Genomic DNA, 26117 nt, shown 5'->3' with positions numbered 1-26117 from the left:
TTTCAGGGGATCAAAGCTCCCTGCTTGACTTGTCAACAAACTCCACCTGTACTGGCAGATGATCGCTTGCCTTTGGAGTTAGCTCATTCATGATTACCTGGCAGGAGTGTAAAGAGAGAGCGAGTCGAGGTGAAGCGAAACAATAATCGTTACGCTGAGAAGGTCCCCTCCTGGCATTGCTGGTATAGCCAGCTTGTGTGGGATTCAGCACACGATAGCAGTCCACTAGCCCAGCCGCCTTGAGTCGTGCAATCGCTAGACGCTTTCCCTGCTCTATTAATCGCGGATCAGCGAAATCCTCCTCGCCGATAGGCAAGAAATCGACAGGATCTCCAGGAGCAAAAGCATTCAAGTCACCTGTCAGCAAAAAAGGCCTTTCGCGCATTGGCTGTATTTCCTCTAAAATAGCCTCAACTTCGCGCAGACGACACTCTTCATACTCATCAGGATAGCGCGATTGCAGGTGTGTCGTGTAAAGATTGGCAACTTCACCATTCCATTCTACGTCGATACCAAGCAAGGTTTTCTCCATCGTAAATTCGGTGCGCGGGCCTTCCAAAAGGAAAGGAAGCTGATAATTGCTAACACGCAAGACGGGCAAGCGCGAGAGCCAGGCCACACGAAAGCTATTGTCGGACTCGCCATAAATCAGGTGCATATTCAGCATGCTAGCTAATTTCTCGGCGTTGCTTCGATCATTGGCTTCTTGAAGGGCTACCAGATCAGGATTCTGGTCACGCAAGATCTGCGCAATCAATGGAACCCTTTCCTGTCCTCCATAAGAGATGTTATAGGTGATAATTCTCATGCCATCCACACTCCTTTCGGTCCAAGCATTCCTTCTGCCTTCCAACACAACGTTTCTTACCTTAAGTGTACCTTATACCTCAAAAGTTTGCAAGGAGAAAGGCGCATGATTCGCCAGTTCTAACTGCCGGGCGCACGTGTGCGCCTGAAGTACGCAGGCCCATGCCAGGATATCTTGCCATCTTTTTCCAGAAGTCGAGCACTCATCTCACAAATGGGATAGGTGAAAATTGAGTGCTTACGTGGCAGGGCAAACCCAACAATGAGTCAGAAGAGCCTGTATACAGCAATGCCATGTCAAAAGTTCTCTCATTATGGAAACCAATCATTCGTCTTGTTTCGGCTTCTCATGCCCTTATCTCACCATTTGGTGTCACGCTCGTCTTTGCGTATCGAAAACTTCAACGTGGATGCTAAGCAAAAAGGTCTGGCAACTTACACTGCCAGACCTTCCCGGTGCGACACCCCATTCGCTACAAGGCACGACTTTGTGCTTTCTTGCCATAGGATGTATATTTGGCCAAAGCGTGAGTATCGCGCTAGCAGAGCCATCTTCACAGATTGCTACCATTGAGCTTTTCATCCCCCAGAGATGATCGCAGCTCAAACTGATGTATGATCAGGATTACGAAATCTGTACTGTAAAATACTGATTCGCGTTAGAGTTCTTCAAGTCTGAAAGACTGATTTTGCTTGTATCGCCATCGGGATTTCCCAGCGTTACCACCTGAGTTTTGGCATCCACACCAAGGACAGCGAAGGCATGATCGGCCTCAAGTTTTCCATCCTTAGCAGCAGTTCCAATCACAATGACGCCTTGATCGTGGTCATGCTGTATCTGGTCTATGGTAAGCGATGCTATTTTTCTTCCCACAGCATCTTTCCCAGTAAGAGCATACAAGCCATTCTGGATATCATGATCATTTGCATCCGAATTGCCGATCCCATCGATACCTGCATAATCGTTTTTGTTGACAGCTGCCCACAGCTTCTCTGTCATAGCGGCCCATGTCACAGTTTGGCCATGAATATTTTCCACATCGTTGTAGGCTATATTGCCTTTGCTATCCTCAGGAAGCTCTCCATTGACGGTCGCTTGAAAGTTACGATGCGTTCCGTCTAGCAGTCCATAGAACATACCGGAGTAGGTACCATCTCCGTTGTCATGGACGTGCTGCTTGATGGTATCCGGCGAGCGTTGAGCTACGGCAAGCAGCGAAGATAGGAAATAACAGTCGCCAGCATCGCCTTGTTTAATATTGCCAAGATCTCCAGAGATTATAGGATTACCATTCTTATCTTTTGCAAACAATACTTGTCCGGGAATCTTAGCATAGTGTAGTCCCTTCGGAATTTTCGGAGACTTGACCTGCTCTGTTCCTGCTGCTGAGGCATTCAGCTGATGGGAAGTTAGTGTTACCAGCAGAATAACTGCTACCAGCATCCCTGCCAGCAAGTAAGTTCGTGGTTTGCGAAACATCTTTTCTCCTTTTACACGAGTCTTTTTCAGTAAAACATCTGCAAGTATGATAGGTGGTAACCAGGCAATATTAGCTTACTTGCTCTGTTTCTGTCATGAGACAATCTGTAAGATGTAGCAATCCTTTTATAGTGGAAACTGTATGAGGAGAAGCTCAGAGCAAGATAAAACTCTTCTGGCAGCGTGCTCGCTCCTCTCGCTCCTCTCCTTGATGCTCCTTTAGCTTCTCTTTTGTTGGGCTTCGCCCCACGTTTTGGGTAGAACTCAGGTAACTAGCACAAGGGAGGATGAAGTCTGGGCAAAGTCGTAGAAACCAAACACTTATTCTTCATCCTCCCGAGCACTCAAAAATATGACGGACTTATAAGCATTGTGTGTTTCCTCTCAATGCATACTTGCACAGCCCTTTTGTATGTCTTAATTGTCTCTCCTCTTTTTAATGTTACGTGAATAATTTCTCAAATAGCCTATTTCACCTAAATTATTGACAGAAACCATCTGCTCGTCAATACTACTTACACAAGGATGTGATATGGAAAGGTACACAGAATGCTTTATCTAGATATCTATGACGCTCGTGAACAGGGGCATCGCTATTGCATTCGAAGGATCGACTGGCACGATGTCTCCAAGCAACAGGAGTACCAACGCCTCCGGGCCGAGATTTTTGTTAAGCGGCTGGGTTGGACTCTCCTTGTTGATCCTGAAGGGTGTGAATCTGATCGCTATGACCAAATAGACGATGAGACTATCAACATTTACGGCGTATATGGGATAGATCATCGGGAGCGCGAACACCTTCTAGCAGGCGTGCGAATCTTTCAGCTACGGTGTTGGAACGATTCGATGGTAGTCAACGAATTTGCTGAAGCCGGAATGATTCCTGATCCTATTCTGACATATCTCAAAGACCACTATAACTGTGATGATCTCTTAGAGTTGACCCGCCTGTGTGTTCAGCGCGGGCGCTGGTACTGCCCTTCAGCCCTGCAAGACAGCAGTTTTTCCTGTGCTGTGGCACGTGACCTCATCTACGCTCTTGCCTATGCTCAGGCGGAGCAGACACATCAGCGCTACACGATAGGTATCGTCCATACTGGCTATTTACGTGTGATGAAACGATCACACTTCGTCTTTAAGGAACTCTACACCCACCACGTTGACAGACGAGGGGGATACGCCTTGGCCGTCGTTGATCTAGCTGCAACTATCCATGCCATTCGGGCAGCCGGCGAGCATGAGCGAGCTGGCAGGATGCTGGCCCTATGCCACAATACTCAGTGGATAAATGCCCCCGTCAAGTATCCATACCGTTCCCCGATGGCAGCGGTGCCTCATAGGGAACTGCACCAGACGACAGTTTGTGCTCTCTCTGATTTCGTAGCAATGCAGGGAATCACTGTCTGTCCCATCTTGTTTCTCTATTGAAGGAGTTACAGCAATGCAACCAATACAGCCCTTACAAGAACGCCTGACCTCACAGTCTCGTCACCGCCTCCCACAACGCAGTCGGTTCGACTGGTGGTTTCGCCTTACCGCTCCCGCCGGGACGCTCTCGTATGAGACTGCCCCAACCCCCCAAGCCCGTGAGCATCTTCGCCGATCAGGTTTGACTAGCCTGATCGCACCCTTTTTCTTCATTGCTCCCTTATTCTTGCTTCAGCAAGCAGGAATCGATCTGGCAACAGCAGCAGGTATTCTTGCCTTCATGCTCATTGTCCTCACCGCACTTTTGCTCAATCGGTTAAACCAGCAGGTGCTGGCCGCTCTCCTGCTGATCTGTAGTATGGATGCTCTCATTGAAGGGGCCCTGCTCAGTGCCAAGGGAGGTTTGAGCACTGGCTGGCTTCTGACTTTTGACCTGTTTATCATCCCCTTGATCACTGCTGGAGTGTTGTTGTCTCATCGCTATTTGTGGCTATTTCTATTTTTACACATCATATGCATTCTTAGCGACTTTTATCTACTTCCCCATACTTCTGATCTCAGCACACTTATTACTCTTTGGCATGGACCAACCGTTGCCTTCGCCCGTCCAATCATCATTCAGATTGGTGGCTTCCTCTTGAGTTTTATAGCAGCTAGATCAACGGATCAGGCTATCACACGCGCTAACCAAGCAGAAGCGCTAGCTGCCTTGCAAGAAGTGGTAGCCCAAGAGAAGCAGCAGTTGGAACGAGGGATCAAAGAAATCATGGCGATGCTGGCCAACGCCGCCAATGGCACGTTCACCACTCGCACGTCGCTGCCACAAGAAAATATCCTGTGGCAGGTGGCTTCCTCGCTCAATACCCTATTTGCGCGCTTGCAGCACACTAGACAGGCAGAAAGCACCCTGCGGCAAACGGAACAGGAAACGCAACGGCTCATCGCTACATTACAAGCTGCCAAGCGAGGACAATATGTTAGATGGCCCCTGCCAAGCGGCGGTCCCCTCGATGCGCTCATTAACGAGCTGAGAACTCTCCCGGCACTCACCACCTCCACGGCATCACCCGAAATGCCCATCTCAGTTCCGCCGAGAACTCCTGATCGCCGTCCCCCTATAGGATAAACGCAAGGCACAAATAGACCTGTTCGTCTTTCCTCCCAACATCGCAGGAGCTCTCAGAATCGATGAGCTTGGCGAACAGGTCCTCTGAGATCGAGACTACGATCCCTTGTAGCTCGGTGAGATCTGACAATTCGTTGCCTATGCGTCTCAGCTGTTATCAGAGCATGAGTTTTCACAGGCACCCATAACATTCAAAGAAGAACTATCAAGCATCTTTGCTCTCTCGCTTGAGGAGTTCCTGTTCCTCATAAGCTGCACAATCCCAAAATATCAGCAAGCGTAAAACATTATGTGTATGCTCGCTGGTATGCTGATAAGCTTTGGTTGCTGTCCAGCGCAGTGTAATAGCCCCCCACTCTTCCTGCTCGCGTGGCGCTTCCCACGCCTCGGGCGCAAACTTAGCCAGCAAGTCGAGCAAATTCTGTCGCGCCTGCAGAAAGGCTGCCAGCGTATGCGGAACATCCTGATCCCAGAGCTGCCAGGCAATATTTTCCTTCTCATCGAGGCTCTCTAACGGAGGAAGCTGCAGACATTTGCGTGCAAAAGCCAGGGGAAATTTACGTTCGTGATAAAGCATATGGAAGACGTGCCGTGCCGCACTCCATTCGCCAAGCCAGCGCGGATACGGAGGTGTTACACTTAATCGTTCGGAGGGAATCTGTTCAACTGTGCCCGCAAATCCTCTGGCGCTACTTCGTAATTGCTCTAGAAGCCATGGCGTGACATCCATACTCATACCCCTTTCTATCTGGCCAACGCAGTACGCAAGCCTCTGACAGAGCACACAAACCGCGCGCTAGCACGCGGCGCACCTTACATTCCTGCTGAACGCATCTTTACTCAACAGCGCTTGCTTACCGGTTAGCTCATTACATCTGTCAGCCACACCAACAACCCATACCACATGCATGTGGTAACTTAACCAACGCTTTTCATTTTAAAAGCTTAAATACGATAGCACATTGTCCATATCCTCGTCAATAAGTTTTTGCCTATTGTTCCCAGACTCGGCGAAAGCTCTCAGGGGCTTTGTGGTTGAAGGGATCGGCTGGAATAATCTTCCTCTATGAAATGTTATCTATTATGCCGAAAATGATTAGTTGTCAATATATCTTTACTGCTTCGATAGGCTTCCTCAACAAATATATTTCTCAACCTATCGCTCAGCCATTCTATTTTTACTAGTTATAGCCACTGATGGATATTAAAGAGGATATTACTATGGCCATTTTCTATAGAGATAAACCAGAAGCCCTTTTCGAGCATGATTCCCAATTTTCGGATGAGTTACAAACTGTAGATGAGGCATTGCTCGCTGATGACATTGCAGAAGAATCAGCAGAGCTAGAGTTCCTGGAGGATGCTGAGGAAGCCGAAGATGATGAAGAGCCTGACGTAGAGAGGGATCTCCTTCCTTCGCTCATGGCCGAACATGGAGTCGAAGACTCTATGACCATGTATCTGCATGAGATTGGCCGCATTCCTCTCCTACGTGCGGAAGAGGAAAGGCGCCTTGCTCACATCATCGAGCGCGGTAAGCAGGAACAAGAGCGAGCCAGATTGCTGCATATCCAGCCAGATCAGCACATCATTGAGCAGGCTCAGCAGGCCAAGGGCCATTTCATTGAGGCAAATTTGCGCCTGGTGGTTAGCGTTGCCAAAAAATATATGGGACGAGGCCTCTCTTTACAAGATCTCATTCAAGAAGGCAACACAGGCTTGATGTCAGCACTTGAAAAGTTCGACGTCAATAAAGGCTATCGCTTCAGCACGTTTGCAACCTGGTCGATTCGCCAGGCAATCGGCCGCGCTATCGCCAATCATGCACGTACTATTCGTCTACCGGTGCATCTAGTTGAGTTTGCCAACCGTATGCACAAGGTCCAGCAGCAATTATTGCAAGCTCTTGGCCACGAGCCAAGCCCTGAGGAGATTGCCGAGCGTTTGCAAACAAGCCCGGAAAAGGTGCGCGAAGTGCTTAAGGTGAGCCCCCAGACGCTGAGCTTAGAGATGCCCGTTGGCGAGGACAATGATCATTCTCTTGGCGATCTCGTCGAGGATGACGGCTTGCAAACTCCTGTCGATATAGTTAGTCGGGATCTACTCAAAAAGCAGATCGACGAAGTTCTACAGTATCTCACTGAGCGAGAGCGCCTGATCATTTCTATGCGCTACGGCCTTAGCGATGGCAGGAGCCATACGCTTGAGGAGATAGGCAAAGAACTCCACGTCTCGCGTGAGCGCGCACGCCAGATCGAGACCAAAGCTATTCATAAGTTGCGTTACCTGGGTCAGCGTACAAGCTTGCAGGATTACCTCAATTAAGAGCAGGGAGAAAATATAGCGCGCTTGGAATCAATCGCAATCTCCCTGCCTCGTTGAGGCTCACCGCTATATGCACATTTCTAGCTCGCGCCGCTAGCTTGCCTGGTTAACATTGCACACATGCAGCGCCGCAAACACACGCAGCTAGACATCAGCATTGAGCCTTTTCATGAAGTATGCCGCAAGATCCGGCTCCTGGGGCTTGCTGAGAACCGCCTCTACCCAGGCTTCTCGCTCAAACCAGCAGACTGCCAGTTCCCAGATGCAAAATCCTGCGCCCGCTGGCCAGTGATACTCAAGTTGACCATTATGCCCTTTCATAGCCCCGTACAGATGATGCTGCACGATACCACCAGCGGTCCACCAATCCACTAACACATAATCCCCCTCAGTCCCTTCGTGAACAATCATAAAGGCAATACCATAGCGATCTTCAGCAACCGCGGGCAGTGGAAGCTGGCGCTCGGCAATCTTCTTGGCTGCTTGCACTAAGGCTGCCGAAGGATATTCAGCTTGTGCAGCCAGCCCATAGATCTTTACGCGCCACCCTTGCCATTCCCACAGTTCAAGAAAACGTGCAGGGCGTGGCTTGTACGCTTGCTCATTTTGAAGCATCATTAAAGGTTTCCTTTCTATAGATAAAAAATGGCTTCTTGAGAATGCGCTAGCCACCCACAACCATCTCCCTCCCACATACCTTTACTGAAAGGCTTTGCGAAATGCATTCTTGCGCGAAATTTTGTCTCCACGGAATTCGTAAATATCACACCCACGCAATTCAATTACGCGCCCATCGGGCTCAGTCCAGACATATGACCATTGCGCAACTCCCTTCTCCCCAAAGATATCTATTGGGCCACCGCGAGACTCGCCCTGACCATCATACGCGAGCATGTCTAGCATACCTTGCCGCACCGCTTCTCGACCCTTATATGTCTTCCCAGGTTCAGGGCCAACCGATGCTTCATAGATACAGTCTTCAGTTAAGAAGGTCATCAACATGTCAACATCATGACGTGCCCAGGCCTCAGCAAATGCTTGCAAACGTTCTTCCGTCATGTATTTTCTCCTCAAGCTATTCTTACGCTTCCTTGTTTTCCTCACACATATATGATAAGCTAAAAATGGATGATTGAACAGTTCCATTTTGTTAGCATTTAACTAGACCACTTGGATGGTATCACAATGACTACGCCCTCTAAAGATAGACATTCTACACGGCGCATGCCCCGGCCCGCCGTGGATTTCCTGCCACAACTTCAGCGTGGCGGCAAAGTTTCGCTTGAGCAACAACTTGTGCTGTCCTTGCGCGAGGCCATTGTAAGTGGAAGGTTACGTCCTGGCATGCGTTTACCATCCTCAAGGCGCCTGGCCGCTGAATTGCAGGTCAATCGTAATACTGTGATAAAAGCGCTCGAACAACTCATCTCCGAAGACTATGTGATTGGCAAGATTGGCTCAGGAACATTCGTTAATAAAGGCATCAAGCTCCCATTTCACGGCACTGCGTCACCTTCTTACCCCGAGAATGCGCGTTGGCTTCACGCCATTCCCGAACCATTGGTGACGCCGCCACAATCTCCCTTGCGCGAGTTCCGTGTGTGCCAGCCCTCTACGGCCGCGTTTCCGCAGGCCCTCTGGCGCAAAGCCTGGGGCTCAGCGCTCCGTCAGCCTCTGCCAGATGATTATAGCGTGGTAGCAGGCGAACCGGAACTAAGGGTAGCTATAGCTGAATACCTTGGACGGACCCGCGGGCTCTTTCGGCCCTGGGAGGACGTTCTGGTGAGTTGTGGAGCCTTACAAGCCATTCACCTCATTGCCCAGGCAACCCTTCTCTCAGGAGCCACAGTTGCCTTCGAAGAGCCTGGATATCTATTGGCGCGTCAAGCATTTGAGAGCCACGGCGCTCGTATCATGCCAATACCCGTCGATACAGACGGAATGCGTGTCGACATGTTGCCGGAAGGTCCGAGCGGGCCGCTGCTCGTCTATGTTACTCCTTCCCATCAGTTTCCCCTTGGGGTTCGTCTCTCGCTCTCACGTCGGCTCGCCCTCCTTGAGTGGGCCACCCGTAACGATGCCCTCATTGTGGAAGATGATTATGATAGCGAGTTTCGTTACGATGCACCGCCATTACCTTCCTTAGCCAGCCTTGATAAAGCTGGAAGGGTCGTCTATGTTGGGACATTCTCCAAAGTGATTTCGCCATGCCTACGGGTAGGATATGTGCTCGCTCCGCCTCCTCTGCGCGATCGCCTTGAACGTCTTAAGTGCCTGAGTGACTATCACACAAGCGTTCCTTTACAACTCGCCCTGGCAGCCTTTATGAAAGAGGGATTTTTCGAGCAGCACATTAGCCGAATGCGTCGCCTGTATGCAGAGAAACGTTTTGTTCTGGCACAAGCTCTTGCATCGCTAAAACCTGATGCATCCTTCCTTGGCTTGGAAGCCGGTTTACATATGTGCATCACCTTCGGGGGAGATGTTGATGCGCATCAGCTTGTTCAAAAAAGCCTGAAGCATGGCATACTCGTTACCCCTCTGTCCCAATATTATCTCGGCAGTTCTGCTCTCCAGGGGTTGGTTCTCGGCTATGGCGGGCTGGAAGTGCATGAGATTGAGCAGACTGGCAGACAACTCGCCTCGATTATAAGCGTCTGTATCTCACAGGCCTATCACCCAGAAAAGCGCCCCGGCGAGCATTCATAGCAAACATCCTGGAGAAATTATGATTGAGCAGCCAAGAATTGATAGGCGTATCCAGCGAACTCGCCAGTTGCTCAGCGACGCCTTGCTGGCCCTGATTGTGGAACGTGGATACGAGATTATTACGGTGCAGGATATCACAGTTAAAGCCAACATTGGACGCACAACCTTCTATATGCACTACCGCGATAAGGAGGAGTTGCTAGCCGCCAGTGTGCAACGCCTGGTCAAAGAATTGAGGCAGGAGATAGAAGCAGGCACTGAAGAGCTATGCACATATCGCACGCTCATCATCCTTGTGTTCCAGCACATAGCCCAACACTACAGATTGTATCGCGTATTGCTGGGAAGGGGGGGCATCCGCTAGTGGTGATGCTAATGAGGCAGTATCTCGCTGAAGCTATCCGGCGCAATGTCCTGCTTCCGCTGAACACTGGGAAGAGAGGCGCAACCGACCTCGATATGCTTGCCGCGCATGTCTCCGGCTCACTGCTGGGATTGGTGATGTGGTGGCTGGATCATCATCTCTCGCCTTCGGCAGAGGAGGTAGGTGACCTCTTCTGGCGTTTGATATCGCCTGGGGTCAATGATGTATTGGATGTAGCTGTGTAGCTGAAAATTTGAGAGCAGAAAAGCCTCTCTTTCATGCTCGCGCGCTTTCCTATCCGGCACGAGAGTCTGTGGAAAACATGCTTCTTGTAAGAGTCCGGCATGCTAAAATAAACTTTATATAGAAAACAAGAGATATTTCTCATAATAGAGCGTGCTCCTGTTCGCGGGTACTGGGAGATTCTAGTCGCTTGCCTCATGCATTCGTTATGCCTCCACCTTATAGCCGGTAGCATTGCTTCGTGGGACAAAGGAGAATTTTTTTTGGAAGTCCAGACGACATCTTCGGCTCCGCTGCTAGAGAGGCAACCTGATCCTCGGCGTTGGCTGATGCTTGCTGTGGTTCAATGTGCTACCTTGATGGGGGTACTTGACGGCTTTATTGTCAATATTGCAGCGCCTTCAATTGAGCAGCAATTGCACGCGAGCTTTGCTGAGGTGCAACTTGTTATTGCTGGTTACACCCTGGCCTACGCTGTGTTACTCGTTACTGGGGGTAGGCTTGGTGACCTCTATGGACGCAAGCGCTTATTTGTGCTTGGTGTGGCCAGTTTCACGCTCTTCTCTGCTCTTTGTGGCCTGGCTCCTACCGCCTGGCTGCTTATCATATTTCGCATTGTCCAGGGCGTAGCTGCTGCATTGATGACTCCTCAAGTAATTGCTTTTATTCAAGTCAGTTTCGCTACAGCTGAGCGCCCAATCGCCTTTGGCAGCTATGCAGCTATCGCGGGTCTGGCTTCTGTCCTGGGGCAGGTCTTTGGTGGCTTTCTCCTGGAGGCCAATCTCTTCAATCTAGGCTGGCGCAGCATCTTCCTGGTCAACGTGCCCATCGGCATTGCAGCTTTGCTTTGTGCTTTGCCGTTGCTCCGCGAATCTCGCTTGCCCGGCGCGCGCAATTTGGATCACGGGGGCGTTACGCTACTCTCGCTTTCTCTCTTCCTCCTTGTCTTCCCGCTTGTGCTGGGAGGAGAAATCGGTTGGTCGCTCCAGGTCGTGCTTTGTCTGCTGCTATCTGTGCCATGCTTGATTGCCTTTATCGCTTATGAGAACCGCATGACGCGTTCAGGCAAATTGCCTCTGGTCTCGTTCTCGCTTTTCAGACAGCGCTACTTTCCTTCTGGCATTTTGACCATTATACTTGATAGTGCGCTTGCTGACGCCGTAACATTTCTCCTGACCTTCTATCTGCAAACAATCTTACAGTTCACACCACTGCAAGCGGGCCTTGTCTTTCTGGCAACGAGCGCCTCCTATATCCTGGCCTCCAGCCTGAGCCCACTTGCCAGTCGTTATCTGGGCAAGCATTGCTTGTTAGTTGCCGGCGCGCTGGTGCTTCTTGGCAATCTCTCAGTGCTGCTCAGCGCGCAGTTTTTTGTTCCTCGATTGGGTATGCCCCCTTGCTTGTGGCGCTCTTTCTCTCAGGAATCGGCATGGGTTCACTGAGTGCGCCATTGATGGACAAAACGCTTGAGGGGGTTTCGCCTGAAGACGCTGGGAGCGCCTCCGGGATCTACACGACTGCATCGCAGGTTGCAGGGGCATTAGGTGTAGCGCTGATTGGTCTGCTGTTTTCCAGTGTGGCGCTGAGCAGTGGAAAGCTTTTATCGGCTTTCGTCTGCTCGATGCTTGTGATCACAGTCTGCAGTATCGGTCTTTTATTCACAATTCAAGCTTTGCGGAAGTAGGTAAAGCGGGCCATGGAATACAGCTGTCAAGGCAAAAGCTAGATCTGTTCATTAAGCGCTTATTTGTCTGGTAAATAACAAAATAAAGATATTTGTCTGCCTTCTTCCTTTTCGCTCAAAAAATTTGCTTTTTCTCTTGAGGAAAGCCAGGGCAGCACTTTATAATGGCGCTATAGTGTGATATCCGATTATATATCCTCAATCCATATCACACTATATTAATTTTTCGCCACTAAACTCACGAATAGTGTTTCCTTTACATACTTTTTGGAGCGAAACGAGGAACAATGAGCAAAAAGAATATACAAGTGCTGCTAGTACGTCGGCCACAGGGATGGGTACAAGAAAGCGATTTCCGCCTTGTAGAGACTGAGCTGCCAGCCCTACGCAATGGAGAGGTACTTGTCAAACATCTCTATCTTTCGCTTGATCCATATATGCGTGGAACGATGAACGACGCAAAATCTTATCAAGCAAAGGTTGAATTAGAGCAGGTCATGCGTGGTGGAATCGTTGGTGTGGTAGAAGCCAGCAGGCATCCTAATTTTCAAGAGAACGATCTGGTGTCCGGGTATCTAGGTTGGCAACAATATAGCATCTCCACAGGACAAGATGCTCTTGGCCGAAATATCAGAAAGCTTCATCCCAAAGCAGGAATAGCACCTTCGCTTTATCTGGGTGTTCTGGGTATGCCTGGCGTGACGGCCTGGATCGGACTAGTCTCCATTAGCCAGCCTAAAGCGGGAGAAACGCTGGTGGTATCGGCTGCGTCAGGGGCAGTGGGCAGCGTCGCTGGCCAGTTAGCCAGGATCAGGGGATGCCGCGTGGTTGGGATAGCTGGTGGAAAAGCCAAATGCGACTATGTGGTTAACGAGCTAGGCTTTGATGCCTGTGTCGATTATAAGGCCGGCCATCTGGCTGAGGACCTGGCAAGGGCCACCCCAGTTGGCATCGATATTGACTTTGAAAATGTTGGCGGCGAAGTGCTTGAAGCCGTGGCATTGCGCCTCAATCCCCTCGCCCGCATCGCTCTCTGTGGCCTTGTCTCTGAGTATAACGAGATAGCTCCACAAGGTTTCCGAAATTTCGGGGCGCTGCTGACTTGGCGGATAAAGCTTCAGGGCTTCAATGTGGGAGATCCGGACAGTCTCAAGCTCTGGCCGCAAGCGCAGAGCGAGCTAGAACAACTGATACTTGCGAAGAAGCTCACTTATCGTGAGAGCATCGTCAACGGCATTGAGCAAGCGCCAGGAGCCTTTATCGGTATGTTGAAAGGTGAGAACTTTGGCAAACAGCTTGTCAAATTGACCTGAACAGTGCACATCGGCATTTTATCGCCTCAGCGGATACCCAATATGTGTGTATCCAACGTATACGTTCGACAGAAGACCAGGACTTCACGCTTTCTGGCTGCTATCATCTTCACACGCCGGCCTTCAGCTTGACCGGCGTATGCTGCCAGAGCTTGATGTATCGTGGGTAAATCCTCTGTCAAATTGGTCTACAGCTAGCTTATAAAAAGGAGATGCGGTGCTTTCCCTTTATCTGAAGAAAGGGAATAGACATAACGCACAATTTTGCATATGGCCTACTATTCATCAAATCAACCACCGCCGCCACCCGATCCCTATAATCCTGCCTTCTTATCTCCACAGGCGCCGCTAGCTTATCCTGGCGTCTTCACTAAGCCGGTGGGGATTTTTAAAGCGGCTCTGCTTGCTGGAGCGCTTCAAGCAAGTGCTCCCTTGCTTCAACTATTAATCTTTTCAGTGTTCCATCTACCGCCAACCAGCTTTGGCTGGATTTTCATAGCTCGCTTCCCTGTAAGCCTGGTCGATCTCTTGATTACTGGTGTAGTGGCTTTCTGCACGGGTCTATTCATAGCCAGGAAGACAGGAAAGATCGGATCAGTCCTGGCTGCATGTTTGGTGGCAGATATACTCTATGCGCTGGTCGCTAGTTTGTCCACGCTCATTACACCGATCCTATATGGAATATCTCCTATAGAACTTACCTCTTCTTTTCTAAGAATCATAGCGATACAAATAGCCTTCCAGGTGGCGCTTGTTGTCGCAGTGACCTTGCTCGCTGGCACATTTGGCGGGCTATTTGGCAGTATGTATGTCCAAACATCGTCCCTATTGCAAGGTGGAGGACCAATAGCGCCCGGGCAAGCCTATCCACCGTCCTTTGGGCCATATCATCCACAGCCATCGTACGGAGCCTATATGGAATCGGCTTATCCTCCTCTGGCTAATCAGCCTCGACCAACCAATCCCTGGTCCCGTTCTCTCAGTAGATTTCGCATGCGTCTGGCAGCGCTCGGCCTTTTCATTTGCTTTGGGGGATTTTATGGGCTCATAAGTGGGGGCTCTCATGTGGCGGATAATCCCTCACTGCTTCTGGTGATGGCGCTCTTTATCATTGGGGGAGCGTTTCTATTTGTCCTCACATTCTTGCTGCGAAGCAGGCATTAATGAATAGCAGTGTTCTCAGGTTGCAGAGGCAGAAAAAATCTTCGCATCCAGCAAAAGGAGATAATTCTATGGCTCGTGGCATCGTCTTTTCTACTGAGCGCCTGCGCGCGCTCTTCGAACCGCGCAGCATTGCTCTAGTGGGCGCTTCCGATAAATCAGCCTGGTCCTGGATGATTCATGCAGGCTTGATACAAGGTGGCTTTAATGGAAAGATCTATTACATCAATCCGCGCAATCCGGTCGTGCATGGCCAGACCACATTCGCCCACCTCACAGATATCGGAGAGCCCGTCGATCTGTGTTATATCATGGTGGGCATCGAGGCAGTACTGCCCACCATCCAGGACATGATTGCGGCCGGACTTCACAACGCAATAGTCCTCACCGGAGGCTTTGCTGAGCAAGATGAGCATGGACAAGCGCTGCAAGAAGAGATCACCAGGTTAGCTGCTCAGCATGATCTGGCTATAATCGGGCCCAATTGCATGGGCTATATCAATATCACCCACAGCATCGAGGCTATGGCGAACCTGCCCGAACGTCCCATCCTTGCAGGTTCGATTGCCCTCATTAGTCAGAGTGGGGCCCTGGGTGCGCTAATGCTCAACTATGCCCATACCCAGAACGTGGGATTGAGTATGCTCATTAGCACAGGCAATGAGGCAGTGATCTCAGTAACCGACGTCCTTCAATACGCGATCGAAGATGAGACAACCAGGGTCATAGCCCTCTTTATGGAGACCATCCGCGAGCCTGCACGCTTTGTTCAGCTAGCGCGCCAGGCTTTTGAACGCGGCAAGCCCATAGTTGTACTGAAAGCCGGGCGCAGTGAGGCAACGGCAAGAGTAGCGCTAACCCATACTGGAGCCTTAACCGGCAACGATCGTGTGATCGATGCAGTGTTTCGTCAGCTGGGCATTATTCGCGTCAAATCAGTTGAAGAGCTGATCCTTACCGCCAACGCCTTTGCTAAAGTCGGCTCGCTCCCTGGCCGCCGCCTGGGTATCGTGGCTATTTCTGGCGGGGCCTGTGATCTGGCGGCTGATCTTGCCGAGGAAGCTGGTATTGCGCTGCCCATCTTCAGCGAGCAAACAAAGAACGAGCTGCGTACGTTGCTGCCAATCCTCGGCCCGGCCAATAACCCACTCGATGTGACAGGGGCGGCATTGAACGACCAGAACTTGATGGGCAATATACTCAGCACTGTAACTCGTGATCCAGAGCTCGACGCAGTACTTTGCTTGATAGAACCTCCCGCCGACGAAACGCCGCAATCACGTTTTGTCATGAACATTCTGGGAGGCATTGATCAGGCCCTGAAGAGCTCACCCATTCCCGCTTTCATGCTTCCCCTTACGAGCAACGATGTAAGGGATTCGGGTCGCACCTTCCTTGAACTTACAGGGATTCCCTTTCTCTCAGGGGGCATTCATATGCTGATCCCAGCGCTAGGCAAGCTTATGGCCTGGATGGAGCGCTACCAGGCTGCGCAAGCAAAGGGACCTGAGCAGGCTGTAAGCCCGCTTTCCCTCACTATAGAGGCTCTTGGAAGTTGGTCCGAATATCAGGCCAGGGAGTTGCTGGCGAAATATGGCATTCCTGTCATTCCAGCAACACTGGCTACCAGTGCAGAGCAGGCGGCTGAGGCGGCGCGAGCCATAGGTTTTCCTGTCGTGCTCAAGGTTGTTTCGCCTGATATCGTCCATAAGAGCGATATTGGTGGCGTGAAGTTAGATCTGCAGAGCGAGGAGGAAGTACGCAAAGCTTTCACACAGCTGATGTCAAATGTGAAAGCTGCCACGCCTGCAGCATATATCGAGGGCGTGCTGATCAGCGCTCTCCATGCTGAAGGTATTGATCTGCTGGTAAGTGTCATACGCGATGCCACCTGGGGGCAAGTGCTAACGCTGGGAATCGGGGGTATCTGGGTCGAAGCCCTCAAAGATATCAGCCTGCGCATCCTACCAGTTACTCGCGATGACGTAAGGGCTATGCTTACAGAGCTGCAGGGAGCGAAGCTGCTCGCCGGGGTCCGTGGCTCTAAACCTGTCAAGATGGACAAACTTGTGGAAGTGATCTATCGTACGGCAGCTCTTGCCCATAGTCTGAAAGCCAACCTTGAGTTGCTAGAAATTAATCCCCTTCGCGTGAATGGCTCACAGATCGAAGCCCTGGATGCGCTAATCACCTGGCAGGGAGCAGCAAAATAGCTAGCATGACATATCTCTTCCAACAGAGATGGAAACATTTATCTGTCGATGCGCCAGCTTCATCCATCGGCGGCATCAGGCAGTAAGAAAGACAAGTGTAGATGACACAGAATACTTATTATCAGAAGCCAGTTCCAATTCCCGATGAGGCCTCACAACCTTTTTTCGCTGGTGCTCGCGCCCACCGTTTGATGATCCAACAATGTAAAGCATGTAGCGCTGTGATGTGGCCGGTCAAGTCGCGCTGTGATAATTGCTTACGCCCGGCCGTGAACTGGGTGCAGGCAAGTGGGAAGGGCACCCTCTATTCCTTCGTCTTGATGCACCAGATCTATCATCCAGGCTTTGCCACTGAAGTACCATACATCATCGCACAAGTGGACCTGCTAGAAGGGCTGCGCATCATCACAAATATTGTCGATTGCCCATCCGCTGATCTGCAGATCGGAATGCCTCTTGAGGTAACCTTTGAAGCCATCACCGACAAGATTACCCTTCCCAGCTTCAAAGCCGAGAGATAAATGTGCAACAGCTAATTCACCCAAAAGAGAAAGGAAGATGCCTGATGGGATATAGGTATATTCACTATGAAAAGAAAGGCCACATTGCCTATGTAATGATCGATCGCCCCGAGGTAATGAATGCCCTCCATTATGAGGCCAATGCTGAGTTGAGCGCAGCCTTCGATGACTTCAAGCACGATGAGGAAGCCCGCGTTGCGATTATTACAGGAGCAGGCAAGCGGGCTTTTTCTGCCGGCAACGACCTCAAAGCAACTGCAGAGGCGGCCGCCAGAGGTGAAAAACAGCCCGAGTTCGGCGAACTGGTTCGCTTTGGCGGGATTACCAGCAACTTCGTATGCGCCAAACCAATCATCGCAGCAGTAAATGGCATCACGGTTGGAGGAGGCTTCGAGATCGTCCTGGCTTGCGATCTGGTTATCGCAGCAGAGCATGCCCGCTTCGCGCTTCCTGAACCACGTGTAGGCTTGATAGCCGGGGCGAGCGGCATCCATCGCCTGCCTCAGCAAATTCCCTTTAAGCAGGCAATGGGCTTGCTGCTCACCGGCCGGCAGATCACAGCAGAGGAAGCATATCGTATGGGCCTGATCAACGAAGTTGTGCCTGCCACCGAGCTCATGGCAACGGCTGAACGCTGGGCTAACGACATTCTTGCATGTTCGCCGCTTGCCGTCCAACTCACCAAAGAGGCTGTTTTGGCAGGATTAACGCTGTCGGTGGAAGAGGCAATGCAGGCCGATCAATCACGCCTGCAGCGTTTGCTTGCTTCAGAGGACTTTATTGAGGGCCCAAAGGCATTCGCCGAAAAGCGCAAGCCGCAGTGGAAAGGCCGCTAGCCAGGAAGAAGGAGAGCCAGGAATGAGTATCAAAGGGAAATGCGCAATCGTAGGCCTGGGTATGACCGACATGGGTAAGGTGTATGGGCGCAGCGCCACCAATTTCGCGGCAGAAGCGATCCAAATGGCCCTTGACGATGTGGGCCTCAAGAAAGAGGAAGTTGATGGATTGCTCATCAATGCTAATCTGTCTCAGGAAATGAGTCCTCTTTTGCAAATGTCGCTTGGCTTCGAAGATCTATCGTTGCTGAATGTCATGAATGCCTATGGGGCTACAGCCGGGACGATGATTCAATATGCAAGTATGGCGATTGAAGCAGGGCTGGCTAACGTGGTAGTGCTCGTCTATGCCGATAATCCGCTCAAAGAAGGCAAGGGCACAGGTTCCTCTTACAGCGGGGCCAATGCCCTACCGATCACCGGCATGGAGAGTTTGCGCCTGGCATATGGCGTCTATGGGGCCAATCCCGTCTATGCGTTGGCGGCGCGGAGGCATATGCACTTGTTTGGTACCACAAGTAAACAATTGGGCGCAATAGCGATCTCCCAGCGCAAATGGGCGCAGATGAATCCCCGGGCTCAAATGCGCAAGCCGCTAACGCTTGAGGATTATCTGAGCTCGCGCTACATAGTAGAGCCCTTTCATCTGTATGACTGCTGCCTGGTTTCTAATGGTGGCGTGGCTGTCATTCTCACCTCAGCAGAGCGGGCCAGAAGTCTGAAACAACCTCCTATCTATGTTCTGGGCATGGGACAGGGAGCACCTGGCGACGATCAACGCACTGATCGAGAGCCGGGCATCTATACAGGTGCGAAACAGTCAGGAGAAAAGGCTCTCGGCATGGCAGGTATCGAGCTCGCGGATATCGATATCTGCGAACTCTACGACTCCTATCCCTACACTGTTTTGGTGACGCTGGAGGACTACGGCTTCTGTCAAAAAGGAGAAGGCGGGGCCTTCGTCTCTGATGGAAAGCTTGGCCCGGGCGGAGCGTTGCCCACCAATACTGGCGGGGGTGAGCTCTCTGCTTACTACATGTGGGGCTTCACGCCTCTCTCAGAGGCCATAATACAGGCACGTGGGCAAGGGGGAGAACGCCAGGTCGAGAAAAACGATCTTATTCTGGTCAGCGGCAATGGGGGCGTCCTTAACTACCATTCGACAACGATCCTGAGTAAGCACGCGATTTAATCTATCGGCAAGGCAAGCAAGGCGTCGCCCTACTTTCAATGTGTCAAGAGGGATTATAGGAAGAAGGATCTATGGACGAGGCTAGTAACTGAGCCTGGGGAGCAGTCCCTCGTGGGCTCAGGATCGTCTCCAGCAGAGACGGTACGAGGCATCAAACTAACAAGCTTGCATAATTACCCATTGGTAGTATGCCGACCATCATAGAAACGTATCCAGGTCTCAAATACCAAACAGGAGAATAAGCATGCAAAGTGTACGTGACCTCTTACAGCGTCTTGCTAATTTTGATGCAGGCAACTCCTTCGTGCTAAGTGTCTATCTGGACATGCGGCCACACACGACAGGTGAGAATCCGGCGGTGCGCGATTCCCTGATCTTTTTAAAGGACCGGCTACGCGAAATCGAGAAGACGCTTCTTCCACGCGGTCCAGCCCTTGACGACTTTCGTCTCGACACGGCTCGTGTACAGCACTTTCTAGATGAGCATGCCGAGCCATGGTTACAGGGCCTGGCTATTTTTGCTTGCAACAGCCATCAGCTCTTTGAGACTATTGAAACAGGGGTACCTTTTGATAATCAAGTCGCCTTAGAGCCCCTACCCGATCTGTTTCAACTCGCTCGCCTGATAGATGAGCAGGAAACGACAGTAATAGCTGTCGTCGACACAAACACAGCGCGCCTGTTTGTTACGCGTCGGGGCTTCTTAGAAGAGGTAGGCGGACCCGATGACGATCCATTTGGCTATGGCAAACGCAAGGCCGGCTCAATAAATCAGAAGCGCTATCAACGGCGCGCCGATAACCGCCGCCAGGAATTTGCGCGCGAAGCCGCGCAGGCCATTGATGAACTGGTCAAGCATGAAGGCGCTCAGCATATCATTCTTGCAGGAGACGCGGTGGCCATTCCATTACTGCATCGGGCCTTGCCGGCTCATTTAGAGCCGCTCGTCCATGAAGAGATCCTGCGCCTGGATATCCGCACACCCAGGCATACCGTCCACGGCGAAGTAGAACCTATTATCGTCAAGATCGAAGAGGATGAATCGCACGCCCTCGCCGACCGCCTGGTAGAGGCTGTGCGTGAACAAGGCCTTGGTGTTATTGGCTTTAAAGAAACACATAATGCGCTCAATAATGGACAGGCCGAGGTAGTAATTTTAGATGAGGATACTCCTCTTGATGATACTGAGCGCAGCGATCTTGTGCGCCTGGCAACGCTTTCCAAGGCAACCGTAGATATGGTTAGAGGACATGAGACACTGCGCGAAATGGGAGGTGTTGGCGCCCTATTGCGCTACAAGATAGCTTGATGCTCCGCACATAACAAACTCTCGATCTATGCCACCTCCAGGAAAGGGGGAGTGTCGCGTCCCCTCTGCTCACTCCCTCTTTCCTTCCCGCTCTCGCCCGCTACGCCCATCTTCAAAAAACTGATTAAATAAAGGGATAACGTTAATCAATGGCTCCTCATAAGGATGTACGCGACGAATAGCGGCCAGCGCCTCCGCAATATACTGGCGCGCACAACGCACCTCGACATTACACTCACGCCCCTCACAAATCTCGCCTGGGGTGCCGGCAAAAGGCCGTGCTCCCGACAATGGTCGCCAGTAACCGCGCACCTGGCTTATGGATAAGCAATGATCATAATTTCCCACGCGCCCCGCGCCAACAAGATGAAGCTCATCCCGCAGACGCTCAACATATTCTTCAGGAATATGGGTCTCTATTTTAAATTCTTTAATCTCATCCATACAATGAATCCCTTCTCACACCTTCATAAACTATGCGATAAGTGTAACAGATTGTACAATCTCCACCTTTCTAGAAAAAGCCCCTTGACCTTGACATTGATGTCAAGGTTTATACTTACTGAAAGGAGAGGAGATAATCGATGCACATTGGTCAGCTTGCCACATTGACGGGCGTCAGCGAGCGCTCCCTGCGCCATTACGAGTATAAGGGCTTGATATACAGCAAAAGACTAGAAAATGGCTATAGAGATTTTGAAGAGAGCCAGATTGAACGGGTTAAAGCTGTTCAGTTTTACCTGGGCCTGGGTCTCAACACAGTTCATATCGGGCACATTCTTAATTGCAACCCCGACGATGCCCCCCGCATCGCCAAGTTTTGTCCGCAACTTCTCGACCTCTACGAGAATAAATTGGCTGAAGTCAACAGGGATCTTGAGTACTTGCTAGAATTGAAAACTCGCCTGGAAACAAACATAGCTAACTTTAAAGCCGCAAAAAAAATCTTACAAAGCAGAGCAGAGCCTGCCGGCCACCAGCGCTAAGAGAGCATAGAAATTTGGTGCTCCCCACCCGGCGGCCACAAGAGGGGTTGTCGGGTGGGAAAGCACTCACTTCGCGGCGGTGCGCTCAAGGGCTTCCGGTATCTTGAATCCCCGGAACAGCAGCCAGAAGGGGAGAAGGACGATCTCGAACGTTGCGACTGGAAGGGCAAAGATTGTTCCGTTGCCTCCCGGTGCCACGTCGATCAGACCGAACCAGCCGACAATGCTCCCGAACAAGACCGCAGCGTAGCCGATCAAACCAACCACTGAGATCACTCGCGGAACGAGTCGAAACCGGAACAACATCCAGGTAAAGAGCAATCCACCCAGCCCGAGCATCGGCAAAGAGAGCCCGGTCAGGCCAAGAAATTTCGCCTGCTTGAGGACGTCGCCAATAGTCAAAAACCACGAGCCTTGGGGAGCACCGGACTTGAGGAACTCCTGACTCAACGGGATCAGCAACAAGGTAGAGGCGATGCCGATCATCATAATGGTGCCCTCGATGATTCGGGAAGCCAGGTACCCGACCGCGAGGGCTTCATCGAGTTTTCTGAGCAAGCCAAACGCAAACACCGCTATGAAGACGATCCCTATGTTGTTGATCGACCATATCAGGGACCCCAATTCGACAACCCCCTTGTTCGGAAAAACCTGGGCCAGATAGTTGGAGGCGTTAAGAATCGAATCCAGGACAAATGCTCCGGGGATACTGGCAGCCGCAGTCACCAGGAAAAGGGCTGCAATCACAATTTCTGCCCTGCGCTGGTTGAAACTTCCGATGCGCTTTGATTTTGGAGTCTGCGTGGTTTGCTCGGTGGTTTTCATGTATTTGTCTCCTTTTTTGAATAAGGGTGATACGTGTCAAGGTTTGATATCCGATAGATCTACCGGTTCGGGTTCAACGCGAATGACCGAGAGCAATGGCATACCTAGATCACGCACTTTTCTGAGCAAGCTATGCAACGCGGCCTGATCGACCAGGCCGGTTAATACAGTCTCGCCTCGGTCTTCTCGTGTGATGGTCAGGCCAGAGAACCAGTCGGCCCATCGGTTCTCAAGGTGTCCCTTGATGCGAATCTCGTAATGCTGTGGCTCGTGCATTTTTCTCCTATGGATCAATCTCCACATCGTTGCATGCGTTCTTTGCTTTGATCGAAATATACCTATGAATGTGGTGAGAAGGGATCACCACATGTGGTGATTTATGCGGTGAATTGGTAATCAGGAGGCTGTGAGGGAGGAAAAGCCCCAGCAGTGGTTCGACACACCTGCCAGGTTCGTTAGAACAAATCGAGTTCCTTAGCCCGACGTATCGCGGCCCGGCGGTTGTTCACTCCGAGTTTACTGAAAATGTTTTTGGTGTGGGTACGCACGGTGTTCAGGGATATGATGAGTTCGCCAGCAATTTGTGGACCGTTCAAGTCGGTTCTGAACAGCCGAAGCACTTCAAGCTCACGTTCCGTGAGTGGCTCGATCAAAACCTGTTTGACAGGCGTTCTGGCTTTCGCTGAGTCCAGGGCTTTCAGGAGTTGACGGACATAGTTCGGGGCAATCCCATGTTTCGCAGCACCTTCTAGCAGGGCCGTCATGGGTGAGCCTACGTCCACAAACATGCGGACGTAGCCCTCCGGTTCAGCTAGCGAGAGTGCCTGGCGCAGTGCCATAAGAGCTGCATGGATGTCACCTTGCATCTGGTGGGCGAGCGCCTGGAGCACCAGAATTTCGATGACACTTCCCGTCCTCTCACCGATCAACGCTGCTTTCAGGAGGCGTTCAAGGAATTTCATGCCCTCAAGCATTGAGCGATCAGCGCGCTCGCCCTGGGACCGCGCCAGGAGGACCCTGGCCAGGGTAAGGTGCTCGAACTCACGCAGGTAGCACGGCGCGTCCTCAATGGACAGGCTTTGCTCACGCGCCCAGCCGAGAGCCTCACCTAATTTCCCCTGCGCAACCCATATCCGTGTCACAAGTGCCGCAACAGGACGCACATTAGGGAAGAAATTTCTCATATACAGTTGCCCCGCCTCGTGGAGCAGGTCAAGAGCGCCGTCCAGATCTCCTTCGGCCTCCCGTATTCGAGCTTGAGCTACGCACCAACGAGATCGATTTTGTGGTAAACCAGTGCGCTCGCCCAGTTCCTTGCTTCTCAGCAGGAGTTGCGTGGCGGCATCCAGATCGTTCTGCTCACGATGGAGTTCGCTCATTCCCACATACAGGTCTGCCATTCCTCGCAGGACAGGCTCGCCCTGGGCCGTCGCTTCCTGCAAAGCGTGCTCGTAGGTACGCATGGCCTCGCGGAGCCGACCTTGCGCGGTCCTGATATCAGCCAGAGCGATGGTGCCACTAATAGCATCAGAGATGTTGCCAGCCATCTGCACACTCGTTATGCCATCCGCAAAGGTCCGGTGTGCGGCCTCCAGATCTCCGCTCGCCCAGGATGCAAGCCCCATGAGCGCCACTGCCGGTCCGCGCAGGAGATGGTCATCCTCAGGGACAAGGCCAAGCACTCGTCGGGCGTATTTCATGGTGCCTGCCACATCGCCTAGTGCCTGGGCACGGGCGGCACGGTATATGGCGATCGCACCAGGGAGACGGCAAAATTCCTCTTCGTCCACGACGACTATCCTTCGGCGGAGTATATCCTGAGCGTCGTCGAAGGATTCAGGGCGCGTTTCAGCCGTCGTGTTCAGCCACCGTTCGGCATCCGAGAGGCGCGCCTCCACGCCCTCCAGATCGCCGCCTGACAGCAATGCATAGGCATATCCAACGCTGAGCACCGGCCTGAAGTGGAATAGCTCTTCGGGTAACGCCTTGAACCAGCCAAGCAACATGGCATCCTGTCTACTTCTGCGCATCGCGGGCACTGCCAGTTCGATCAAGTCTGCCGCTCGCTCGAAATCCTCTGCGGAGAGCGCGTGGCAGATTGCCTCGGCCACCGACCTATGCTGCTCATACCACTCGCTCGCGCGCCGATGCAGCGCCGATACCTGATTGGGCTGCTCTGCCATCAAACGCGCGGAAAGCGCTTCGGCAAAGAGGTGGTGATAGCGATACCAGTGGCGTTTGTCATCCAGCGGAACTACAAAGAAATTGCCTCGCTCCAAGGCCTCCAACTGCGCGTTTCCTTCCTCCTGGCCGGTGACAGCATCACACAGCGAACCACTCAATCGGTCAAGAATGGAGGTCTGGAGTAAGAAGCTGCGCACAGGGGCGGGCTGCTGCTGCAAGACCTCTTCGACCAGGTAATCAACAATGTACCGGTGGTCTCCAGCGAATGCCTGGATGAAGCCGGGAATATCGTGGTGGCCCTGCATGAAAAGCGCGGCTAATTGCAGACCGGTAATCCAGCCTTCAGTACGGTCTGAAAGCCGTGCGATGTCTGCCGCCGAGAGTTGTAGGCCCATCACCTGGGTGAGAAAGTCGGCGGCTTCGGATGTAGTAAACTGCAAATCGGTGGCGCGCAGTTCAGTCAAGTGACCTCGGGCGCGTAAGCGTGCCAGGGGAAGGCGAGGGTCTTCGCGGCTAGCGATGACCAGATGCATCTGCGGGGGCAGATGCTCGACGAAATAGGCGAGGGCCTGGTCAACTGCCAGGGCCTCAATCACATGGTAGTCGTCAAGGACAAGCACGAACGGTTCGTTGATGATGGCCAGTTCGTTGAGCAGCGTCGCCAGCAGCGCTTCGAGGGCTGGCGGTTGGCTTGCCTGGAGAGCATGCAAGACTCCTTCGCCAGATGTGGCCGCAATCTTCTGCACAGCCGAGACGAGGTACATCAGAAACCTGATGGGGTCGTTCTCTCCTTCGTCCAAGGACAGCCAGGCGACAGATCGCTCGATGGAGGCGACCCATTGACTGACCAGCGTGGTTTTGCCAAAGCCAGCGGAGGCAGAGATGATGGTCAACTTCCCATTCAGGCCCTCTGTCAGCCGCTCGATCAGACGGGGGCGGCTGACCACGTTCGACCGAAGCCGAGGAAGATACAGTTTTGTGGTTACAATCGTCGTCACGTTCTCTATCCTCTGACGGCCAGACGCAGAAGATCAACCTCACGCTTCATCTAGCACGAAGGTGCTGGTTCCAGGTGTGAAATGCTCCAGACCTCATTTTCATGACCGTCTTCTGCCTCCATTGTGCTTAAAGCGGGTAGCTCTTCCTCTCTTACGAGCAAGTATACCTGAGATGTGTTAGAAATGCGAGCGCTTTCAGGCCTTTCCAGGCGCATTTTCCATATAGTTTGGCGGGCAAGTGAAAATACCAGAGATCCTCAGCGTTCTGGGGCCTGCACTAGCGCTTGCCAGGCTAGCCGTACAGCATGCGCTTCAAGCTATTTTTATTCTGCCACTGCTCCTGATTGGCTAGATATCCTCATCTGCGCTGACACTGGCAAATTGGTGAGGATTAAGCCTATCCTGTGAGCCAT

Annotated in this window: 25 protein-coding genes; 16 read left to right on the top strand and 9 right to left on the bottom strand. The window is 51.8% G+C overall.

The features are described 5' to 3' along the window. Positions 1–10: 10 nt before the first annotated feature. Both EPA93_RS13785 and EPA93_RS13780 read right to left on the bottom strand, forming a co-directional pair. Complete coding sequence (locus EPA93_RS13785; RefSeq protein ID WP_129888081.1) at positions 11–808, bottom strand: endonuclease/exonuclease/phosphatase family protein; 798 nt, start codon at positions 806–808, stop codon at positions 11–13. A gap of 624 nt (positions 809–1432) precedes the next feature. Continuing rightward, positions 1433–2287 carry a C2 family cysteine protease gene (locus EPA93_RS13780; RefSeq protein WP_129888080.1) on the bottom strand — a complete coding sequence of 285 codons (855 nt, stop codon included), beginning with the start codon at positions 2285–2287 and terminating at the stop codon, positions 1433–1435. 549 nt (positions 2288–2836) lie between these two features. Between EPA93_RS13780 and EPA93_RS13775 the strand changes: the two genes are divergently transcribed. Together EPA93_RS13775 and EPA93_RS13770 are read left to right on the top strand one after the other, a co-directional pair. Beyond that, the gene (locus tag EPA93_RS13775) at positions 2837–3715 is read left to right on the top strand and encodes an acyl-homoserine-lactone synthase (RefSeq protein WP_129888079.1); all 879 of its coding nucleotides are present in this window, start codon (positions 2837–2839) and stop codon (positions 3713–3715) included. A gap of 13 nt (positions 3716–3728) precedes the next feature. Next, entirely contained in the window at positions 3729–4841 is a 1113-nt protein-coding gene (locus EPA93_RS13770; RefSeq protein WP_129888078.1) for a hypothetical protein, read from the top strand. A gap of 205 nt (positions 4842–5046) precedes the next feature. Here EPA93_RS13770 and EPA93_RS13765 read toward each other — a convergent pair whose 3' ends face one another. Then, positions 5047–5571 (bottom strand): DinB family protein, encoded by a 525-nt coding sequence (locus EPA93_RS13765; RefSeq protein WP_165423085.1) that lies wholly within the window; start codon positions 5569–5571, stop codon positions 5047–5049. 491 nt (positions 5572–6062) lie between these two features. On the opposite strand from EPA93_RS13765, the gene EPA93_RS13760 reads away from it, so the two are divergent. Beyond that, positions 6063–7166, top strand: a complete 1104-nt coding sequence (locus EPA93_RS13760; protein ID WP_165423084.1) for a sigma-70 family RNA polymerase sigma factor — start codon at positions 6063–6065, stop codon at positions 7164–7166. 144 nt (positions 7167–7310) lie between these two features. On the opposite strand, the gene EPA93_RS13755 is transcribed toward EPA93_RS13760, so the two are convergent. Continuing rightward, entirely contained in the window at positions 7311–7784 is a 474-nt protein-coding gene (locus EPA93_RS13755; RefSeq protein ID WP_129888075.1) for an isochorismatase, read from the bottom strand. 81 nt (positions 7785–7865) lie between these two features. Further along, a complete protein-coding gene (locus EPA93_RS13750; RefSeq protein ID WP_165423083.1) occupies positions 7866–8225 on the bottom strand; it encodes a nuclear transport factor 2 family protein in 360 nt (119 codons plus the stop codon). Positions 8226–8351: 126 nt separating this feature from the next. Here EPA93_RS13750 and pdxR point away from each other — a divergent pair, with 126 nt between their 5' ends. From pdxR to EPA93_RS13690, 12 genes are all read left to right on the top strand, one after another. Then, positions 8352–9875: a MocR-like pyridoxine biosynthesis transcription factor PdxR gene (gene pdxR / locus EPA93_RS13745; protein ID WP_129888073.1), complete on the top strand. Its 1524-nt coding sequence runs from the start codon at positions 8352–8354 to the stop codon at positions 9873–9875. Positions 9876–9894: 19 nt separating this feature from the next. Further along, positions 9895–10239 carry a TetR/AcrR family transcriptional regulator gene (locus EPA93_RS13740; RefSeq protein ID WP_129888072.1) on the top strand — a complete coding sequence of 115 codons (345 nt, stop codon included), beginning with the start codon at positions 9895–9897 and terminating at the stop codon, positions 10237–10239. Positions 10240–10250: 11 nt separating this feature from the next. After that, positions 10251–10484: a TetR-like C-terminal domain-containing protein gene (locus EPA93_RS13735; RefSeq protein ID WP_129888071.1), complete on the top strand. Its 234-nt coding sequence runs from the start codon at positions 10251–10253 to the stop codon at positions 10482–10484. Positions 10485–10745: 261 nt separating this feature from the next. Then, complete coding sequence (locus EPA93_RS13730) at positions 10746–11924, top strand: MFS transporter (RefSeq protein WP_165423082.1); 1179 nt, start codon at positions 10746–10748, stop codon at positions 11922–11924. After that, the gene (locus EPA93_RS13725) at positions 11912–12166 is read left to right on the top strand and encodes a hypothetical protein (RefSeq protein WP_129888069.1); all 255 of its coding nucleotides are present in this window, start codon (positions 11912–11914) and stop codon (positions 12164–12166) included. The genes EPA93_RS13730 and EPA93_RS13725 overlap by 13 nt, the downstream gene beginning before the upstream one ends. A gap of 287 nt (positions 12167–12453) precedes the next feature. Then, the gene (locus EPA93_RS13720) at positions 12454–13479 is read left to right on the top strand and encodes an NADP-dependent oxidoreductase (RefSeq protein ID WP_129888068.1); all 1026 of its coding nucleotides are present in this window, start codon (positions 12454–12456) and stop codon (positions 13477–13479) included. Positions 13480–13749: 270 nt separating this feature from the next. Further along, a complete protein-coding gene (locus EPA93_RS13715; RefSeq protein WP_129888067.1) occupies positions 13750–14643 on the top strand; it encodes a hypothetical protein in 894 nt (297 codons plus the stop codon). A 68-nt stretch (positions 14644–14711) separates the two neighbouring features. Then, entirely contained in the window at positions 14712–16853 is a 2142-nt protein-coding gene (locus EPA93_RS13710) for an acetate--CoA ligase family protein (protein ID WP_165423081.1), read from the top strand. A 101-nt stretch (positions 16854–16954) separates the two neighbouring features. Next, complete coding sequence (locus tag EPA93_RS13705; protein ID WP_129888065.1) at positions 16955–17374, top strand: Zn-ribbon domain-containing OB-fold protein; 420 nt, start codon at positions 16955–16957, stop codon at positions 17372–17374. A gap of 44 nt (positions 17375–17418) precedes the next feature. Continuing rightward, positions 17419–18210: an enoyl-CoA hydratase-related protein gene (locus EPA93_RS13700; protein WP_129888064.1), complete on the top strand. Its 792-nt coding sequence runs from the start codon at positions 17419–17421 to the stop codon at positions 18208–18210. Positions 18211–18232: 22 nt separating this feature from the next. Further along, positions 18233–19402: a thiolase family protein gene (locus tag EPA93_RS13695; protein WP_129888063.1), complete on the top strand. Its 1170-nt coding sequence runs from the start codon at positions 18233–18235 to the stop codon at positions 19400–19402. Between the two features lie 244 nt (positions 19403–19646). Then, a complete protein-coding gene (locus tag EPA93_RS13690) occupies positions 19647–20711 on the top strand; it encodes a baeRF10 domain-containing protein (RefSeq protein WP_129888062.1) in 1065 nt (354 codons plus the stop codon). A 69-nt stretch (positions 20712–20780) separates the two neighbouring features. On the opposite strand, the gene EPA93_RS13685 is transcribed toward EPA93_RS13690, so the two are convergent. Next, the gene (locus EPA93_RS13685) at positions 20781–21155 is read right to left on the bottom strand and encodes a YqfO family protein (protein ID WP_129888061.1); all 375 of its coding nucleotides are present in this window, start codon (positions 21153–21155) and stop codon (positions 20781–20783) included. 140 nt (positions 21156–21295) lie between these two features. On the opposite strand from EPA93_RS13685, the gene EPA93_RS13680 reads away from it, so the two are divergent. Beyond that, the gene (locus EPA93_RS13680; protein WP_129888060.1) at positions 21296–21697 is read left to right on the top strand and encodes a MerR family transcriptional regulator; all 402 of its coding nucleotides are present in this window, start codon (positions 21296–21298) and stop codon (positions 21695–21697) included. A 66-nt stretch (positions 21698–21763) separates the two neighbouring features. Here the strand turns inward: EPA93_RS13680 and EPA93_RS13675 are convergent, their stop codons facing one another. The 3 genes from EPA93_RS13675 to EPA93_RS13665 form a co-directional block, all read right to left on the bottom strand. Next, on the bottom strand, positions 21764–22522 hold the full coding sequence (locus EPA93_RS13675) for a DUF4386 domain-containing protein (RefSeq protein ID WP_129888059.1): 759 nt from the start codon (positions 22520–22522) through the stop codon (positions 21764–21766). Between the two features lie 36 nt (positions 22523–22558). Further along, positions 22559–22798, bottom strand: a complete 240-nt coding sequence (locus EPA93_RS13670) for a hypothetical protein (RefSeq protein ID WP_242527398.1) — start codon at positions 22796–22798, stop codon at positions 22559–22561. Positions 22799–22977: 179 nt separating this feature from the next. Continuing rightward, the gene (locus EPA93_RS13665) at positions 22978–25704 is read right to left on the bottom strand and encodes a winged helix-turn-helix domain-containing protein (protein ID WP_207229534.1); all 2727 of its coding nucleotides are present in this window, start codon (positions 25702–25704) and stop codon (positions 22978–22980) included. Positions 25705–26117: the final 413 nt, after the last annotated feature.

This window comes from Ktedonosporobacter rubrisoli (assembly GCF_004208415.1).
GTDB classification, from domain to species: Bacteria; Chloroflexota; Ktedonobacteria; order Ktedonobacterales; family Ktedonobacteraceae; genus Ktedonosporobacter; species Ktedonosporobacter rubrisoli.
The sequence above is the reverse complement of the archived record's forward strand: the minus strand, read 5'-3'. Positions and strand labels throughout refer to the sequence as shown.